Annotated in this window: 19 protein-coding genes and 1 tRNA gene; 5 read left to right on the forward strand and 15 right to left on the reverse strand. The window is 74.1% G+C overall.

Going from position 1 to position 16,593, the window contains the following annotated elements:
* Nucleotides 1–80 precede the first annotated feature (80 nt).
* Together DQ237_RS05465 and DQ237_RS19630 are read left to right on the forward strand one after the other, a co-directional pair.
* A complete protein-coding gene (locus DQ237_RS05465; protein WP_113797956.1) occupies nt 81–548 on the forward strand; it encodes an SRPBCC family protein in 468 nt (155 codons plus the stop codon).
* 259 nt (nt 549–807) lie between these two features.
* The gene (locus tag DQ237_RS19630) at nt 808–957 is read left to right on the forward strand and encodes a hypothetical protein (RefSeq protein WP_166509507.1); all 150 of its coding nucleotides are present in this window, start codon (nt 808–810) and stop codon (nt 955–957) included.
* Nucleotides 958–1,046: 89 nt separating this feature from the next.
* On the opposite strand, the gene DQ237_RS05470 is transcribed toward DQ237_RS19630, so the two are convergent.
* From DQ237_RS05470 to DQ237_RS19645, 10 genes are all read right to left on the reverse strand, one after another.
* Nucleotides 1,047–1,880, reverse strand: coding sequence for a tyrosine-protein phosphatase (locus DQ237_RS05470; RefSeq protein ID WP_113797958.1), 834 nt, complete (start codon nt 1,878–1,880; stop codon nt 1,047–1,049).
* A gap of 105 nt (nt 1,881–1,985) precedes the next feature.
* Nucleotides 1,986–2,852, reverse strand: coding sequence for a 3-methyladenine DNA glycosylase (locus DQ237_RS05475; RefSeq protein ID WP_113797960.1), 867 nt, complete (start codon nt 2,850–2,852; stop codon nt 1,986–1,988).
* Between the two features lie 41 nt (nt 2,853–2,893).
* Nucleotides 2,894–3,055 (reverse strand): hypothetical protein, encoded by a 162-nt coding sequence (locus DQ237_RS19635; RefSeq protein ID WP_166509508.1) that lies wholly within the window; start codon nt 3,053–3,055, stop codon nt 2,894–2,896.
* A 163-nt stretch (nt 3,056–3,218) separates the two neighbouring features.
* A complete protein-coding gene (locus DQ237_RS05480; RefSeq protein WP_113797962.1) occupies nt 3,219–5,057 on the reverse strand; it encodes an acyl-CoA dehydrogenase in 1,839 nt (612 codons plus the stop codon).
* 178 nt (nt 5,058–5,235) lie between these two features.
* Nucleotides 5,236–5,625: a lipopolysaccharide assembly protein LapA domain-containing protein gene (locus tag DQ237_RS05485; protein WP_240619430.1), complete on the reverse strand. Its 390-nt coding sequence runs from the start codon at nt 5,623–5,625 to the stop codon at nt 5,236–5,238.
* Complete coding sequence (locus DQ237_RS19640) at nt 5,622–5,792, reverse strand: hypothetical protein (RefSeq protein WP_166509509.1); 171 nt, start codon at nt 5,790–5,792, stop codon at nt 5,622–5,624. The genes DQ237_RS05485 and DQ237_RS19640 overlap by 4 nt, the downstream gene beginning before the upstream one ends.
* 112 nt (nt 5,793–5,904) lie before the next feature.
* On the reverse strand, nt 5,905–6,330 hold the full coding sequence (locus DQ237_RS05490; protein ID WP_113797964.1) for a hypothetical protein: 426 nt from the start codon (nt 6,328–6,330) through the stop codon (nt 5,905–5,907).
* 75 nt (nt 6,331–6,405) lie between these two features.
* Complete coding sequence (locus DQ237_RS05495) at nt 6,406–7,038, reverse strand: TetR/AcrR family transcriptional regulator (RefSeq protein ID WP_113797966.1); 633 nt, start codon at nt 7,036–7,038, stop codon at nt 6,406–6,408.
* A gap of 152 nt (nt 7,039–7,190) precedes the next feature.
* A complete protein-coding gene (locus DQ237_RS20395) occupies nt 7,191–7,325 on the reverse strand; it encodes a hypothetical protein (protein ID WP_255411525.1) in 135 nt (44 codons plus the stop codon).
* Nucleotides 7,326–7,461: 136 nt separating this feature from the next.
* Nucleotides 7,462–7,617: a hypothetical protein gene (locus tag DQ237_RS19645; protein WP_166509510.1), complete on the reverse strand. Its 156-nt coding sequence runs from the start codon at nt 7,615–7,617 to the stop codon at nt 7,462–7,464.
* A gap of 144 nt (nt 7,618–7,761) precedes the next feature.
* Here DQ237_RS19645 and DQ237_RS05500 point away from each other — a divergent pair, with 144 nt between their 5' ends.
* From DQ237_RS05500 to DQ237_RS05510, 3 genes are all read left to right on the forward strand, one after another.
* A complete protein-coding gene (locus DQ237_RS05500) occupies nt 7,762–8,469 on the forward strand; it encodes a methyltransferase domain-containing protein (RefSeq protein WP_113797968.1) in 708 nt (235 codons plus the stop codon).
* Nucleotides 8,470–8,542: 73 nt separating this feature from the next.
* A complete protein-coding gene (locus DQ237_RS05505; RefSeq protein WP_113797970.1) occupies nt 8,543–9,571 on the forward strand; it encodes a type III polyketide synthase in 1,029 nt (342 codons plus the stop codon).
* Nucleotides 9,572–9,641: 70 nt separating this feature from the next.
* Nucleotides 9,642–10,289 carry a response regulator transcription factor gene (locus DQ237_RS05510; RefSeq protein ID WP_113797972.1) on the forward strand — a complete coding sequence of 216 codons (648 nt, stop codon included), beginning with the start codon at nt 9,642–9,644 and terminating at the stop codon, nt 10,287–10,289.
* A gap of 3 nt (nt 10,290–10,292) precedes the next feature.
* Here the strand turns inward: DQ237_RS05510 and DQ237_RS05515 are convergent, their stop codons facing one another.
* The 5 genes from DQ237_RS05515 to DQ237_RS05535 form a co-directional block, all read right to left on the reverse strand.
* Nucleotides 10,293–11,783 (reverse strand): ATP-binding protein, encoded by a 1,491-nt coding sequence (locus DQ237_RS05515; protein ID WP_240619431.1) that lies wholly within the window; start codon nt 11,781–11,783, stop codon nt 10,293–10,295.
* A 216-nt stretch (nt 11,784–11,999) separates the two neighbouring features.
* Nucleotides 12,000–12,073 (reverse strand) — tRNA-Gly (locus DQ237_RS05520).
* A 52-nt stretch (nt 12,074–12,125) separates the two neighbouring features.
* A complete protein-coding gene (locus tag DQ237_RS05525; protein WP_113797974.1) occupies nt 12,126–13,091 on the reverse strand; it encodes a methyl-accepting chemotaxis protein in 966 nt (321 codons plus the stop codon).
* Nucleotide 13,092: 1 nt separating this feature from the next.
* On the reverse strand, nt 13,093–13,671 hold the full coding sequence (locus DQ237_RS05530; RefSeq protein WP_113797976.1) for a PAS domain-containing protein: 579 nt from the start codon (nt 13,669–13,671) through the stop codon (nt 13,093–13,095).
* A 154-nt stretch (nt 13,672–13,825) separates the two neighbouring features.
* Nucleotides 13,826–16,546: a S8 family serine peptidase gene (locus tag DQ237_RS05535; protein ID WP_166509512.1), complete on the reverse strand. Its 2,721-nt coding sequence runs from the start codon at nt 16,544–16,546 to the stop codon at nt 13,826–13,828.
* Nucleotides 16,547–16,593 lie beyond the last annotated feature (47 nt).

Below are 16,593 nucleotides of genomic sequence, written 5' to 3' on the forward strand. Positions count from 1 at the left end.
GCTGGTTCGACGTGTCGGCCGGGCTCTGCCCGGGTAGGTCGCACACGACCGAAACAAGCGACACGAGGAGCTGAGCAGCAGTGGCCACCGTGCAGGAGTCCGTCGACGTCGACGTCCCCATCCGCGCCGTGTACGACCAGTGGACGCAGTTCGAGTCCTTCCCCCAGTTCATGGGTGGCGTCGAGAGCATCACGCAGATCGACGAGACCCACACCCACTGGGTCACGAACATCGACGGGGTGAAGCGTGAGTTCGACGCCGAGATCACCGAGCAGCACCCCGAGGAGCGGGTGGCCTGGACCAGCACGAGCGGTGAGGCCAAGCACGCCGGTGTCGTGACCTTCCACCGGCTCGACGACACCAAGACCCGCGTGATGATCCAGATCGACTGGGAGCCCGAGGGGCTGGTCGAGAAGGCCGGGGCCGCGCTCGGCTTCGACGACCGCCAGGTCAAGGCGGACGCGAAGAAGTTCAAGGAGTTCATCGAGAGCCGTGGCACCGAGACCGGTGCCTGGCGCGGCGACGTCTCCCGCCCCGACCAGCAGTAGAAGGACCCCCTCGCCCCCACCCGCCTCGCAGGCCCGGCGGGTGGGGCCCTGCGAGGCGGCCGTTCCAGCACGTCACCCGGCGCCCGTCCCCCGAGTGGGGGCGGGCGCCGTCGTCGTTGGCGGACGTGACCACTCTCACCCGGAGGGGTGAGAAAGCTTCGGCGTGGACTCAAGTCGACAGACGTTTCGTCGGATTAGAGTGGTGAATGCCTACGTTCCTACGGCGTAGCACCCGACTTCGATGAAAGAGGCAGTAGCGATGAGCAGCGTGACGACGATCTGGCGGGAGCGCCGGCAGGTGGCGCGCACCCGGCGGGCGATCGACAAGGCACTCTCGCGCACCAGCAGCCCGGCGATGCGTGACGAGCTCCTGACCATGGCCAGCAACAGCCACTTCCTCGGCCGCTGAGCCCGGGCCGCTGCTCGCGGCCGTGAACACCCCGACCACGGTCTCCTGGCGAGGCCGGGGTCGCGTGCACTCGGGGCCCTGGAGGCCGGTCAGTCCCGCAGCCGCGCGCGCAGCGCCGCCTGCTCGTCGGGACCGAAACCGTGGGCGGTCAGCCAGCCCAGCGGCCCCCCGAAGCGCTCGTCGAGCAGGGTGAGCACCCGGTCCATCGTCTCCGCGCGCGGCGTGTGGCTGGCGACGTCGCGGCTGACCATGTCGTCGGCGTACGTCGGGGAGGCGGCGAGCCGGGCGACGACACCGTCGATCACCTCGGCGGTCAGCGCGTAGTCGGCGACGATCTCCTCGTGCGGGACGCCGGCCACCGCCAGGGACAGCGCGCACACCACGCCGGTGCGGTCCTTCCCGGCCGCGCAGTGCACCACCGAGGCGCCGGGGCCGGCCTGAGCGATCGCCCGGAGCGCGGCCACCACGTTGTCGCCGCGCTGGCCCAGGTACCCGAGGTAGGACCGGACGGCAGGCGGCTCGCCCTCGTCGTGAGCGGCCACCTGGCGGGGGAGGAGGGACTCCATCCACCCGCTGGGGAGGTCGAGCTCCGGGTCGTCCTCCTCGACGGCGAAGACGTCGGTGTGGTGACCGCGCTCGGGGAGCAGCGTGAAGTGCCGGTGCGAGACCTCCGGGACCTCGCGCAGCGGTCCCCGCCCCTCGAGCAGGATCTCCGCCGAGGTGCGCAGGTCGATCACCTGCCGCAGCCCGATCTCGCCCACCAGCCGGCGCACGTCGTCCGGACTCAGGGTCTGCAGGTTGTCGCTGCGCAGGATCCGGCCCGGCAGCGTCCGGCCGCCGTCGGTGGTGGGCAGGCCGCCGAGGTCGCGGGTGTTCGCGGTGCCGTCGAGCCTGATCCAGCGGTCCTCGCTCGGGGAACTCACGGAGTCACCCTAGTGAGCGGGCGCGACGAGCTCTGCCCGCGGGCAGCGGGACGTCGACGTCGCGCCGGGAGGTCACGCCCTCCCGGCCCGCTCTGCGCCCGACCCTCAGCCCAGCAGGACGTCGCAGACGTCGACCAGGCGCTGTCGCAGCACCGCGCCGCGCTCGGTGAACGCGCGCTGGGCGGCCACGTACGCGGCCTTCCCCTCGGGGGTCTCGATCGCGACCGGCTCGTATCCCGCGTCGCGCAGGTCGTAGGGGGAGGCCCGCATGTCCAGCTCGCGGATCTCCGCGGCCAGGTCGAGGCAGTCGACGAGCAGCTCCCCGGGTACAGCCGGACCCAGCTTGCAGGCCCACTTGTAGAGGTCCATCCCGGCGTGCAGGCATCCCGGCTGCTCCAGCGCCGGCTGGCTCTCCCGGGTGGGCTGCAGCCGGTTGCGGGGCACCGCCGCCGGGGTGAAGAAGCGGAAGGCGTCGAAGTGGCTGCAGCGGATGGGGTGGGCCTCGACGACGGCGTCGGTCCCCGCTTGGCCCAGCCGGAGCGGCACCGGGTGCCGCGTGTCGGCGTCGCGGTAGACCATGGCCCACTCGTGCAGCCCGAAGCAGCCGGTGAAGGCCGGGCGGGAGGCGGTGGCGACCAGCAGATCGCGCACGAAGCGGACGGTGTCGCCGCGATCGGCCAGGAAGCCGGCGGTGTCGAGCCGGACCGTGTCACCGTCCGCCGTGTACCAGCGCCAGCCGGCATGCGGCGCGGGGCCGGCCAGCGCGACGCCCACCCCCGGGTGCCATCGGCGCAGCCGGCCGGGGCTCTCGCTGTAGTACGTGAACAGGAAGTCCAGTACCGGGTGCTTCTCGCCGCGGCGCCGACGCTCGCGGTGCGGCCCGACCCAGCGGTCCACGCGCTGCTCGTGCGTGGCCGTCCGGATCGACCACTCCCCGACGTCGAGGACGGTCGCGGTCGAGACGGGTGGCACGGGCCCAGGGTAGGGCCCTGCCGTCCGCGTTCCCCCGTCCGTCAGTCCGGAGCGTTGCCCGGGCGGACGACGCCGTCGTCGGCCTGCGCGTCCTCGTCCGTCGTCAGCGTCGCGCTGCCCTCGGGTCCCTCGGAGTTCTGGTCCGCGCCGACGGGACCGTCCTCGGTGTCGGGGGACTCGCCGTAGCCGGTGGGGTCGCTCATCGTTCTCCTCGGGGTGCGGGGTGCGGGGTGCGGGGTGCTCGGTCACGGAGGCTCATACCTCCCCCGGGCTCGCCGCACGCGTGGCGCGAGCGACATCACCCAGGGAACGGCCGACGGCCGCCTCCCCCGGGGGGAGACGGCCGTCGGCGGCTGGGGTCGAGGCTCAGAAGGCGGCCTCGTCCACCTCCATGAGCGCGTTGTCGGTGTTCTCGACGATGGCCCGCTCGGAGGTCAGCCGGGGCAGCACCTGCGTGGCGAAGAAGCGGGTGGCCGCGAGCTTGCCCTCGTAGAAGTGCTTGTCCTTGTCGCTGACGTCGCCGGCCAGGGCGGCGAGCGCCACCTCGGACTGGCGGATCAGCAGCCACGCGGTGATCAGGTCACCGGTGGCCAGCAGCAGCCGGCTGGTGTTCTGCGCGACCTTGTACAGCGAGGTCATGTCCTCCTGTGCACCGGTCAGGTGGTTGAACATCGCGGCGAGCATGCCCTGGACGTCCTGCAGCGCGGCGCCGAGCAGCGCCCGCTCCTCCTTGAGGCGGCCGTTGCCGGCCTCGCCGTCCACCGTGGCCTGGATCTGCTCGGCCAGCCAGGTCAGCGCGACGCCGCCGTCCTTGACGATCTTCCGGAAGAAGAAGTCCTGGCCCTGGATCGCCGTCGTGCCCTCGTAGAGGGTGTCGATCTTGGAGTCGCGGATGTACTGCTCGATCGGGTAGTCCTGGAGGAAGCCCGAGCCGCCCAGGGTCTGCAGCGACTCGGAGGTGAGCAGCTCGGTGGCGCGCTCGGAGCCGAAGCCCTTCACGATCGGCAGGAGCAGGTCGTTGATCCGCTCGGCGAGCTTGGCCGCCTCGTGGTCACCGGTGGCCTCGGCCTCGACGACCCGGTCGCGGAAGCCCGCGGTGTAGAGGTACAGCGCACGCATGCCCTCGGCGTAGGCCTTCTGCCGCATCAGCGACCGGCGGACGTCGGGGTGGTGGGTGATGGTGACCCGCGGGGCGTCCTTCGACGTCGCCGTCAGGTCCGCGCCCTGGACGCGGGTCTTGGCGTAGTCCAGCGCGACCTGGTAGCCGGCCGACAGGGTGGCGATCGCCTTGGCACCGACGAACATGCGGGCGTGCTCGATGACCTTGAACATCTGGGCGATGCCGTCGTGCACCTCGCCGACGAGCCATCCCTGGGCCGGCACCGGGCCGTCGCCGAAGGTGAGCTCGCAGGTCGTGGAGACCTTGAGGCCCATCTTCTTCTCGACGTTGGTGACGTAGGCGCCGTTGCGCTCGCCCAGCTCGCCGGTCGCCAGGTCCACGTGGAACTTGGGGACGACGAAGAGCGACAGCCCCTTGGTACCGGCCTTCGCGCCCTCCGGGCGGGCCAGCACCAGGTGGATGATGTTCTCGCTCATGTCGTGCTCGGCGGAGGTGATGAACCGCTTCACGCCGGTGATGTGCCACGAGCCGTCGGCCTGCTGCACGGCCTTGGTGGTGCCGGCGCCGACGTCGGAGCCCGCGTCGGGCTCGGTCAGCACCATGGTGGCGCCCCACTTGCGCTCGAGCATCAGCTCGGCCATGCGCTTCTGGTCCGGGGTGCCCAGCTCGTCGAGGATCGCGGCGAAGGCCGCACCCGAGCCGTACATGAAGACCGCGGGGTTGGCGCCCAGGATCATCTCGAAGGCGCCCCAGGTCAGGGCGTGCGGTGCGCCGAAGCCGCCCAGGTGCTCGGGCAGGTCGAGGCGGGACCACTCGCCGTCCTCGACGGCCTTGTAGGACTTCTTGAACGACTCCGGGATCGTCACGGAGTTCGTGGCCGGGTCGAAGACCGGCGGGTTGCGGTCGGCGTCGACGAAGGAGGCCGCGACCGGGCCCTCCGCGAGCTTGCGGATCTCGGCGAGGATCCCGCGCGCGGTGTCGGCGTCCATCTGCTCGAACGGACCGGTGCCGAACTTGTCCTTGGTGTCGAGGAACTCGAAGAGGTTGAACTCGAGGTCCCGCAGGTTCGCGGTGTAGTGGCTCATGTGCGCTGGGCTCCCGTGCTCCATGCCGATGGACGGCGAATTCCTACTCGCCGGTAACAAACGCTATTACCCATCGGTAACAACGGCAAGGGTGGGGTGCTCCGACACGCCACGAGAGGGCCGTCTGCCCCAGGAGGAGGAGACGGCCCTCTCGGGCGGGTGGAGCGAGCGGCGGGCGTCAGCGGTTGCGGCGGCGGGCCCTCCGCACCAGGCCGGCGAGCCAGACCAGCAGGCCACCGAGCGCGGCGGCGATGAGCAGGGCCAGCACGAGCGGGGCGTCGACGTTGCCGAAGACCAGGCTGATGTCGACGGTCTGGGTGTTGAACACGACGAAGAGCACCAGCACCACGGTCGCGAAGACCAGCAGCGCGAGGGCGAGCGAGCGGCCGATCGTGCGACCCGCGTGCCGCTCGCGTGCCGGCGCCGTGGTCGTCGGGGTGGGAGTGGTCGGGGCCGTGGTGGCCGGCGCAGGTGTGGTCGGCCCGGTGGCGCCGGGACCGGTCGTGGACGGCGCAGTCAGGCCGACGCTCAGCGGATCCCCCGCCGGCGGGGGAGTCGGGGCGCTCACTGCGCGTCCGGCTCGGTGCCGGCCGGGGGATAGGCGGGACCGGCGATGCCGTCGGCGGGACCCTCGGTGGCGCCCAGGGACTCGCGGTCCCCGCCGGGGGCCTTCTCGGCGCCCAGCGGTGCCGCCTCGCGGTCGGAGCCGCGGCCGTTCTCGTCAGGCATGGTCATGACCGGGGTCTGCCCGTGGCGGCGCTCTCGGAAACGGCGGTGATCACCCCGGGGCGGGCGGGGTCGCAGCGGGCCGTGAGGGCCCGGCGGACCCGCGGTGATCTCCGCGCCGTCAGTCTGACAGCGCGGGGCCGGCCTCGTGGTTCGGGTGGCCCTTGGTGCGCTCGCCCTGCTTCATCCGCGCCTCGTAGACGTGCCGGTCGCCGTCGGCGAGCTCGTCACGGGCCCGCGCGTCGTAGGCGCGGAAGGTGCCCCAGTAGTTCTCGTCGAAGTCCTCGACGATCTGGAAGGTCCACCGGTCGGCGATGACGTTGCGGCCGACCAGGTCGCGGTCGAGGTCCGCGGCCAGCTCGCCGGCACCGGCCTTCTCGAACAGCGCGACGGACTCCTGCAGCAGGCGGTCGGCCTTGCCGGTCAGCTGGTGGAACGCATACAGGAAGCCCCGGGCCTGGTCGACGGTCTCCAGGGCCTCGGAGAGCTTGCCCAGCGCCTCGACGGTGGTGTCGTCGAGGTCGGGGCGGGTGCGGTCGTTCGTCACCCGCCCACGGTGCTCCGGCAGATGGTGCACTAAACGCCCGGGCGATCAGTGCACTGAACGCCCCGGAGCGGGAGGTCAGGCGCGGGTGATCGCCGCGTCGATGAGCTTCTCGGCGAGCTGCCGGCCGTGCGCGGCCGGGCCGTCGGGGCCGAGCAGGCCTCCGGAGAGGTACATGCCGTCGATGATCAGGTGCAGCTGGGCCGCGAGGTCCTCGCCGCCTCCGGGGACGACCTCCTCCGCGAGCCGCTCCAGCCGGCCGTACAGCTCGAACTTGTAGTCCGCCGCGGCGCTGCGGGCCGGGTGCTGCGGGTCGTCGTACTCGCTGCTCACGTTGTTGAACGGGCAGCCGCGGAAGCCGGTGCGCGTCACGTCCCGCTCGACGGCGTCGACGACGGAGAGCAGCGCCGCGCGCGGGTCGCCCTCGAGCCGGTCGAGCTCGGCGTCGATGAAGGCCAGCACCGTGGCGGCCTTGCGCGAGAGGTAGGCGCCGACGAGGTCGTCCTTGCTCTTGAAGAGCCGGTAGACCGTCATCTTGCCCAGGCCGGTCTCGCGGACGAGCTCGTCCATGCCGACGCTGCGGGAACTGCGGCTGGCGAAGAGGCGCTCGGCGGTGTCGAGCACGATCGTCTGACGCTCGGCGCGGCTCCGGCGGACCGGGGCCGCGGTGTCGTCGTCGGCGGCGGCGGCGCGGTGCAGTACGGCGGTCACGCAGGGAGCATGCACCGGTGCCGTGACGGAGCAGTTCGCGGCACGCCGACGTGGTTGCTCTGGGTGACGAGGGGCGTTCGGGCTGGTCGGGACGCCGGGGATCGGTGGTGTCTTTGTGGTCACCGACCGTGACGAGTCGCTGTTGCGGGCCCTCAGGTGCGGCGGGTGCGACGGGGGTTGGCGAGCATCCGGGCGACGGCGCGGGCTGCCGCCTCGGCGCGCGGCTCCTCGCTCTGCCCGTGCGAGGGGTCCTGGGTGTTCCGGTGCTGCTCGGCGGTGTCCTCCATGTGTCGCAGCGTGCCCGACAGGTGACCCGGTGAAACCGCCGAACCGGCTGATCACCCCCTGGGAGAGGGAGATCCCGCTCACCCGTCGCGCCGGCGACGGCGGCCGGGGTGCCCGCGGGCGCCCCGGCCGGACTGGTCAGGCGTCCGGGGTGTCCGCCCCGCCGTCGCCCGCCTCGGTGCGCCCCTCGGCGGGCTCCTCCGGGTGCGGCGTGCGCCCGCTGCCGGCCTCCTCGCCCGCGGGATCGCCCTCGGCGCGGTCGGCGCTGCGGGGAGTTCGGTGGGACTCGGTCATGTCGGCTCCTCCTCGTCGGTTCGGGTCGCTGGGCCTGTGCCCGCGCCCTCGCGCGGCGAACCCCGGCGCCCGGGACGCGCGAGGGGCCGGGCGGCGTGAGACTGGGCCGGTGACCCGCGCATTCCGGCCCGGAGCGGCCGCCGGATGACCCGCACCGGCCTGCGCCGCAACGACCCGGCGCAGTACGAGGAGCTCGCCGACCAGTGGTGGGAGCCCGGGGGCGGCTTCGCCGCCCTGCACTGGCTGGCGGCCTCGCGCGCCGAGCACATCCCTCCGGCCGTCGCGCCCGGTGCCCTGTTGGTCGACCTCGCCTGCGGGGGCGGGCTCATGGCGCCGCACGCCGCTCGGCTCGGCTACCGGCACGTGGGCGTCGACCTCGGCACGGCCGGACTGCGCCTGGCCCGCGCGCACGGCGTGCTCCCCGTGCGCGGGTCGGTGCTCGCCGTACCGCTGGCCGACGGATGTGCCGACGTCGTGGTCGCGGGGGAGGTGCTCGAGCACGTGGCCGACGACGTCGCGGTGCTCACCGAGTGCGCCCGCCTCCTGCGCCCCGGCGGCACGCTGGTCCTCGACGCGCTGGCCGACACCCGCATCGGGCGGTTCCTCATGGTCACCGTCGCCGAGCGCCTGCCCGGCGGCCCGCCCCCGGGCATCCACGACCCGGCCCTGTTCGTCGACCGTGCGCGGCTCCTGGCCGCCGCCGAGCGGCTGGGGCTCGACCTGCGCCTGGTCGGGTTGCGCCCCTCGCTGCGCGACGCCGTGGCCTGGTGGCTGGGACGCCGGGGCACCGTCCGCATGGCGCCGGTGCGCTCGACCGCCGTCGTCTTCGCCGGCTACGGGCGGAAGCGGTGAGCGAGCGTCGGCCGAGGGCCACACGTACCGTCTGGACCATGATCCGGAGCAGGTCCGTCGTGGAGCGGCGAGCGTGACCGCGGCCGTCGTCACCGGCGCGGGGTCGGCGCTGCCGACCACGCTGGACCAGCGGACCGCGTGGGACGGTTTCTTCGCGAAGCACTACGAGGGCGTGCGCGCCGCCGAGCGCATCTTCATGGGCGCCGGCGTCCGCAGCCGGCACGCGGTCGCCAACCCCCTGGACGAGGACCTCAGCGGCTGGGGCACCGGCGCGCGGATGGCCCGTTACATCCAGGAGGCCCTGCCGCTGGGCAAGCAGGCCGTGGCCGGTGCGCTCGACGCCGCCGGGCTCGCCCCCGGTGACGTCGGGCTGTTCGCCGTCGCGACCTGCACGGGGTACGCCACCCCGGGGCTGGACATCCGGTTGGCCGCCGACCTCGGCATGCCCCCGGGACTGCAGCGCCTGCTGGTCGGGCACATGGGCTGCTACGCGGCGATCCCGGGGCTGGCCGCCGTCGGCGACTTCGTCACCGCGCGCTCCCGCCCCGCCGTGCTGCTCTGCTGCGAGCTGACCAGCCTGCACGTCCAGCCGGCCCAGCGGGATCTCGAGCAGGTGGTGGCCCACGCGCTCTTCTCCGACGCCGCAGCCGCCGTGGTGCTCGAGCCGGGGGCCGGTCGTGGGCGCCGGTTGGCCGGTGTCGTCGCCCGCACCGATGCCTCCACGGCGGACCACATGACGTGGGACGTCACCGACCTCGGGTTCCGCATGGGGCTGTCGCCCAAGGTGCCCGACGTGCTCTCCCGGCACGTCGGTGACGTCGTGGACGAGCTCCTCGGTGGGGCCGGGCTGACCGTGGAGGACGTCGCGGGCTGGGCCGTGCACCCGGGGGGCCCGCGGATCATCGACGTCGTCCGCGACGAGCTCGGGCTGCGGGAGGAGCAGGTTGCCGCCTCGCGGCGGGTGCTGGCCGAGCACGGCAACTGCTCGTCGGCCACCGTGCTGCTGGTGCTGCAGGAGATGGCCGACGTCGACGGCCCCGTGGTGGCCATGGCCTTCGGTCCGGGGCTCACCCTCTACGCGGCCCTGCTGCTGCCCGCCTGACGACGGGCCCTCCGTCCGCGCGGGCCCGAGGCGGTGCCGTGCGGGGCGGCCACGGGATACCGTGTGTGCCGTGGATCACGTCGGAGGCCCGGTCCGCGTCTTCCTGGTCGACGACCACGAGGTGGTCCGCCGCGGTGTGGCCGAGGTGCTGGAGGACGACCCGGGGATCGCCGTCGCGGGCGAGGCCGGGTCCGTGGCCGAGGCGCTCGCCCGCGTGCCGGCCGTGCGCCCCGACGTCGTCGTCGTGGACATGCGTCTTCCCGACGGGGACGGGGCGGAGCTCTGCCGGGACCTCCGGGCACGGGTTCCGGGACTGCGGTGCCTGGTGCTCACCAGCTACGGCGAGCAGGACGCCCGCGACGCGGCGCAGGCCGCCGGCGCGGCCGGGTTCCTCCTCAAGCAGGTCCGCGGGTCGGCGCTGGTGACGGCGGTGCGCACCGTCGCCGCGGGCGGAACGGTCGCCGTCGACGGGGCGCGGACACCCGCGGCGCGCGTGGGCGAGGACCGGCTGGCGCGGCTCACCGACCAGGAACGCAGCGTGCTCCGGTTGATCGGCGAGGGGCTGACCAACCGGCAGATCGGCGAGCGCATGGGCCTGGCCGAGAAGACGGTGAAGAACTACACGAGCCACCTGTTGGCCAAGCTCGGGCTGGAGCGGCGGACGCAGGCGGCGATCCTCGCCACCGAGCTGCGCGACCACCGGACGCCGGGCCGCTGACGGTCAGCCGGGCAGCGGGACCGCCCACACGATCTCGGTGCCCGAGGTCGCGGCCGACACAGTCAGCCGTCCGCCCCGCCGCTCGGCCCGGTCGGCGAGGTTGGCCAGCCCGCTGCGCACCGTCACCGACGGGAGCCCCCGTCCGTCGTCGGTGACGACGACGCGCAGGTCGTCGGTGATCGTCACGCTCACGGTCACCCGAGCCGCGGCTGCGTGCCGGACGACGTTGGTGACCAGCTCCCGCACCACCGCCACCAGATCAGGCACCAGCTCCGCGGGGAGGTCCTCGATCGCGCCGGAGACGCGCAGGGCCGGCCGGACGCCGTGGCCCTCGGTCACCGAGCGCACGACCTCGGTCAGCCGGTGCCGCACGGCGTCGGGGGAGCTGTCCGCTGCCCCGTGCAGCTCGAAGATCGACGTCCGGATGCGGGCGATCGTCCCGTCGAGCTCGTCGACCCGCTCGGCGATGCGCGCCGCCGCTTCGGGCACGCTGTCCTCCAGTGACCGGCCGAGCCGGTCCAGTGCCAGGGCCGTGGCGAAGATGCGCTGGACCACGTGGTCGTGGAGATCGCGGGCGATGCGGTCCCGGTCGGCCTGCAGCTGGAGACGTCGCTCCCGCTCCTGGCTGCGCGCCAGCTCCATCGACACCGTGGCCTGCGTCGCGAAGGCCGACGCCAGGTCCAGGATCCCGGGCTCGAACGCGGCGCGGCCACGCCTCCGCAGCACTGCGAGCGTGCTCAGCGCCGTCGGGGCGCCGAGGGGGATGTAGAGCGCGGGGCCGTACCAGCGGGCGATCCGCCCGATGACCTCGGGCCGTCGGGTGCCCGGCACCGGCGTCGCGGCGTCCGCGACCAGCTCCGGGACGCCCGAGCGGTGCACGGCCTGCAGCCGGGTGTTGCCCAGCGGCAGGCGCACGCCCTCCATCTCCGCGGCCATCGGCCCCACGGCGGCGGTGATCCGCAGGGATTCGTCGTCCCCGGCCTCCGCGACCAGGACGCCGACCGCGTCGGCGTCGGCCAGTTCGGCGATCCTCGCCGCGGCGTCGCGGAGGACCTGGTCGGTCGGGGCGCCCGAGAGCAGGGCGCTGGCGATCTCGGTGCCCGCCAGTGCCCAGCGCCGGCGCCGGCCGGCGTGCTCGAGCAGGCGGGCGTTCTCGATGGCAAGACCGGCGCCGACGGCCAGTGCGCGAGCGGCGGCGCGGTCCGTGGCGGTGAAGGGGGTGTCCCGCGTGAGCGTCAGGGTGGCGAACGGCGCTCCGTCGGCATCGATCTGCAGGGCGAGCACCGTCGGGGAGGTCCCGCCGGGCGCGGGTGCGGACCGGTCCGCCCCGCGGTCCCTCGCGTGCACCGTGAGGGTGGCGTGGCCCGCGCCGACGTGTGCCGCCGCCGCGTCGGCCACCCGGCGCAGCGCGACCGCGAGCGGGCCGTCCGGGGACGACGGCGGGCTGGCGGAGGCGGCGCTCGTCGGAGACCCGGAGGGATCGGGCGGGGGCACGGCCCGAACCGTAGGAGCGCCGGTACCGGCGCGGAAGCACTCCGCTCATGGTGGTGCGCGATCCGGTCGCCTCCCAGGGACCAAGGACCCGGCGGGCGGCAGTGGTCAGGAGGCGGGTGAGCCGACGGGGGCGCGGCGGGGAGCGCGCAGGTACCGGGCACGCAGACGTGGTGGCCGGGGGCCGCGGAGCGGCCGGGTACGCCGGGATCCGGCGAGTGGAGCGGGTGACGAGAATCGAACTCGCACTGTCAGCTTGGGAAGCTGATGTTCTACCATTGAACTACACCCGCGAACGGCGACGAGACTACCTCGTGGCCCCGCCGCCGCGGCATCCGGCCCCGTTCAGCGGCGCATCTCCGCCAGGAAGCCGGTGGCCTCCGAGCGCAGCTTCTCCGCCATCTGCGACAGGCCCGTGACGTCGTCGTAGCCGGTGTTCAGCGATGCCGATCCGTCCACGGCGGCGGCGATGCCGTCGACCAGGCCGTTCATCTCGTCGACGGTGCCACCGACACTGCTCATCACCTCGGCCACGTCCTCCGACGCCTGCCGGATCTGCTCCACCTGCGCGGTGACCCGCTCGGTGGCCCGCCCGGTCTGGTCGGCGAGGTCCTTGACCTCCGAGGCGACGACGGCGAACCCCTTGCCGGCCTCGCCGGCTCGGGCTGCCTCGATGGTCGCGTTGAGCGCCAGCAGGCGGGTCTGCGCTGCGACCGAGTCGATCAGCGCGATGATCTCCTTGATCTCGCTCGAGGACCGGGTGAGGGAGGAGATCGTGTCGCGCGCGGTGCCCACCTCCGTGCTGGCCGCGGTCGCCGCCGCGGTGAGCCCCGACGCCGAGGCGCTCAGCTCGGTGGCCGCCGTCGCGACCTGCTCGGACATGGACAGCACGACCGACTCGAACTCGTCGGCCAGGCGGAGCCGGCTGGTCTGTGCCTCCGCGACCCGCCCGTCGGTCTCCTGCATGGCGTGCCGCGCGGCGTTGATGTCGCTCGCGCTGCGGCGGAACGCGCCGAGCAACCCGGTGGTCAGCAGCTTCCGGTGGAAGCGGCCCTCGGCAGCAGAGCTCAGCGCGGCCGAGGACTCCCGCACGAAGGCGTCGGAGACGTCGAGCACCCGGTTGAGGGCGTGGTGCAGCGCCACGAGCTCGGGAACGCTCTCGGTGGTGGGCGTCAGCCGGCTGCGGATCTCGAGGTCGCCCTTGGCGACCGCCTCGCACGCCCCGGTCAGCTGGCGGACGAACTCGCGATGGACGGCGAGCTCCTCGGCATCGGTCCGGCGAGCGGCGTCGCGCCCGGATCGCTTGGCCATCTCAGCTCTCCTCGCGATTGATGATCGTCCAGACGAACTCCTCGTAGGTCTGCTGCTGCTCGGCGAGCACGTCGGCGAGCAGCCGCGAGGAGGCGTCGACCGCGGCGCGGGCGTTCGGGTGCCGCCGCTCCTCGGCCAGCAACCGCGTGTAGAGCGGCTGGACCCGGGTGATCGCCGCGGCCGAGGGCTTGCGGCGGTTCGAGTGGTAGCCGACGACGCGGCCGTCGGCCCCCCGAGAGGGCGTCACGTGCGCGAGGACCCAGTAGTGGCCGCCGTCGGCAGCGAGGTTGTTGATGTAGGCGAAGATCTCCTGCCCGGTGCCCAGGGTGTCCCAGAGCAGCTTGAAGACCGCCCGGGGCATCTCGGGGTGCCGGATCATGTTGTGCGGCTGCCCCAGCACCTCGTCGAGCTGGTAGCCGCTCACCCGCAGGAAGACGTCGTTGGCGTAGGTGATGATCCCGCGGGGATCGGTCTTGGAGACGATCAGCTCGTCGGGGGAGAAGCTGCGTTCGCGCCCCGTCGGGCGCACGGCGGCACGGCTGCCGCGGGGTGCCGGGGGTGCCGGCCGGGTGTCGAGCACGAACGTCTCCCTGGGAGTCGGGTTGTGCCCTTCTCATCGGCGGGCGGCGAGCCCGGTGGAACCGTGTCGTGGACGACACCGCGCCCCGTCCGCACGGGGAAGTCGGACGGGGCGCGGTGGTTCGGGGGCGCCGTTCGGGCGCGGGAGGTGGGCGTCAGATGGCGACGCCGGTGCAGGCGACCGTGCAGTCCACCGACCAGATCGAGGACAGTGCGCGGAAGCGCTCGGAGCGGACCAGCCGCTCGCCCGAGGGCCCCGTCCGGACCACCTGCACGGCCGGTGGGGTCGCTCCCGCTCCCGGGGAGGCGCCGGGGGACGTGCCGCCGGGCGGCGTGCCCGGCGCCGTGGTGCCGGGGGCGGTGGTGCCGGGGGTGGTGGTGCCGGGGGTGGTGGTGCCGGGCGTGGTGGTCCCCGGGGTCGTGCCGCCCGGTCCGGTCCCGACGACCTCGGCGTAGGTGAGCGCGTTGGTCAGCACGGCGGACCGGCCGTCGGCGGCGTGCACCGACACGTCGTAGCTCCCGGCCACGCGGGCGGGGACCCGGAACACCAGGCGCGTCGTGCTGCTCTGGACGACGGTCGCCGTCGCGCTGGCGCCGATCCGCACCGTCGGGTCCGCGGGGAGCGCCAGCCCGGTGATGGTGACGAGCGTGCCACCCGCAGTCGAGACCACGTCGGGGCTCAGCGAGGTGATGCGGAAGACGCCGGCCTCCGGATAGGTGGTCGTCCCGGGGGTGACCGGAGAGCTCCCGCCGGTCCCGGGCGAGGTCGTCCCCGGGGTGGTGGTGCCGGGGGTGGTGGTGCCCGGCGTCGTGCCGGGAGTGGTGGTCCCCGGGGTGGTGGTGCCGGGGGTGGTGGTCCCCGGCGTCGCGCCGGGAGTGGTCGTCCCCGGGGTGGTGGTGCCCGGCGTGGTGGTGCCCGGCGTCGTCCCCGGAGTGGTCCCGGGCGTCGTCGTCCCCGGGGTGGTCCCGGGCGTGGTCGTCCCCGGAGTGGTCCCGGGCGTCGTCGTCCCCGGGGAGGTGCCGGGCGTGGTGGTCCCCGGGGTCGCGCCGGGGAAGCTGGGCGACGTGCCGCCCGGCGGGGTCGGGGCGGCCCCGGGCGCCGGCACGGTCGTGCCGGGCGTGGTCGTCCCCGGCGACGTCGAGCCGGGCGGGGTCGTGCCCGGTGAGGAGCCGCCCGGCGCCGGCGTGCCCGGGGAGCTGACCAGCAGCGGTGCGGCGTGCATCCGGCCCAGCGGCTCCCCGTCGCGGTAGAGCTGCACGGTGAGCACGTAGCGGCCCTCGGCCAGCTCCATCGACGGCGTCAGCCCGACGCCGTCCAGGTCGGCCGTGCCCAGGTCGAACCGTGCGTCACCGGCGTCGTCGGTGGGCACGGTCGTCCCGTCGAGCGTCACGGCCTTCTCCGCCAGGGCCCAGATCTCGCCCTGGTACTCCATGCCGAGGCCGAGATCGACCGCGTAGGCGCCGGTGCCACCGGGGGTGCTGATGCCGATCGTGGGGCTCACGGTGCCCGGCCGGGCCGTCATCGAGGTGAAGGCGTACTGCACCGCCGCGCCGTCGGCGTCCGCGAGGTGGGCCAGCGAGAGCCGGCCACCGCTGACCGACCGCCCGGTGAAGGCGGGGACGGGGTCGACGTCGGCCAGCAGGGCGGCCTTCAGGTCTGCGGCCGTCGCGGTGGGCATCGCGGCGCGGTAGAGGGCGACCGCGGCGGTCACGTGCGGCGCGGCGATGGACGTGCCGTCGACCAGCCGCATCCCGCCGTCGTTCCAGGTGGTCGCCACCTTGTACCCGGGGGCGAAGAGGTCGACCGAGGCCGCGCCGAAGGCGGAGTGGCCGGCCATGCCGTCGGCGGCCGTGGAGCTGCCCACCGTGACGATGTTGGGGTCGGTCAGGCTGGCCGGGTAGAGCGGGGCGGCGTCGCGGTCGGCCGAGTCGTTGCCCGCGGCGGCCACGACCAGCACGCCGTGCGCGTCGGCGTAGGCGATCGCCGAGCGGAGCGCCGACAGGGCCGAGCCGGTGAACTGGCCGCCCCACGAGGCGTTGACGACGTCGGCGCCGTGGTCGACGGCGTAGCGGATGGCCGTGGCGCAGAGGTAGGCGTCCACGGTGCCGCCACCGCCGGCGACCAGGGGCATGATCTGCACGTCGGGGGCGACGCCGGCCGAGAAGCGGCCGTTGCCCGCCCGTGCCCCGATCACCCCGGCGACGCTGGTGCCGTGCTCGCCCAGCGTGCCGTTGTCGACGTCGGCGCTGTTCGCGTAGAAGTTCCAGCCGTGGCAGTCGCCGGCCAGGCCGTTGCCGTCGGTGTCGACGGAACCGCAGGGCTGATCGGGGTTGGTCCACAGCGAACCGGCCAGGTCGGGGTGGTCGGAGTCGAACCCGGTGTCCACGACGGCGACGACCCGGCCGGTGCCGGTGCCGGTGTCCCAGCCGGTGGTGGCGTCGACGTCGGCGTCGGGCACCGCGCTCTGCAGGTAGGCGTTGCTGCCGGTGTTCTCCAGGTTCCAGCCGTAGGACGCGAAGTAGGGGTCGGTGACGGTGCCGAGCACCGGCAGCGAGGTCGACGTCGCGACGTCGGCGACGCCGGGCACGGCGCGCAGCCGGTCGGCGCCGACGCCGTCGACCGCGACGAGCACCTGGCCGCCCTCCACCCGCTGGGCGCTGTCCACGCCGGGGACGGCGTCGAGCGACGAGAGCAGGGCGTCCGTGGCGGTGCCCGGGTGCGCGGTGAGCACCAGCCGGGTCAGCCCGTCACCGGGACCGAAGCCGGTCGCCTGCTCGATCGGGGGCTGCGCCCAGGCCGAGACGACGGCGGCACCGGCGTAGCCGGCCACCACGGCGGTCGCCAGGACCGCACCCACGACCCGCGTGCTCGTCATCCGTCCGCAGCCCTCCGCACCCGTCCGTCCGGCCGGTCCGGGGACGT

It is taken from the genome of Blastococcus sp. TF02-8, assembly GCF_003319175.1.
Classification (GTDB): Bacteria; Actinomycetota; Actinomycetes; order Mycobacteriales; family Geodermatophilaceae; genus Blastococcus.

Excerpts from the sequence above, each read along its gene's own strand:
- DQ237_RS05500 (WP_113797968.1), top strand. The coding sequence starts at position 7,762 with ATGACCCGCACCGGCCTGCGCCGCAACGACCCGGCGCAGTACGAGGAG.
- DQ237_RS19635 (WP_166509508.1), bottom strand. The coding sequence starts at position 3,055 with ATGAGCGACCCCACCGGCTACGGCGAGTCCCCCGACACCGAGGACGGT.
- DQ237_RS20395 (WP_255411525.1), bottom strand. The coding sequence starts at position 7,325 with ATGGAGGACACCGCCGAGCAGCACCGGAACACCCAGGACCCCTCGCAC.
- DQ237_RS19645 (WP_166509510.1), bottom strand. The coding sequence starts at position 7,617 with ATGACCGAGTCCCACCGAACTCCCCGCAGCGCCGACCGCGCCGAGGGC.
- DQ237_RS05480 (WP_113797962.1), bottom strand. The coding sequence starts at position 5,057 with ATGAGCCACTACACCGCGAACCTGCGGGACCTCGAGTTCAACCTCTTC.
- DQ237_RS19640 (WP_166509509.1), bottom strand. The coding sequence starts at position 5,792 with ATGACCATGCCTGACGAGAACGGCCGCGGCTCCGACCGCGAGGCGGCA.
- DQ237_RS19630 (WP_166509507.1), top strand. The coding sequence starts at position 808 with ATGAGCAGCGTGACGACGATCTGGCGGGAGCGCCGGCAGGTGGCGCGC.
- DQ237_RS05535 (WP_166509512.1), bottom strand. The coding sequence starts at position 16,546 with ATGACGAGCACGCGGGTCGTGGGTGCGGTCCTGGCGACCGCCGTGGTG.
- DQ237_RS05525 (WP_113797974.1), bottom strand. The coding sequence starts at position 13,091 with ATGGCCAAGCGATCCGGGCGCGACGCCGCTCGCCGGACCGATGCCGAG.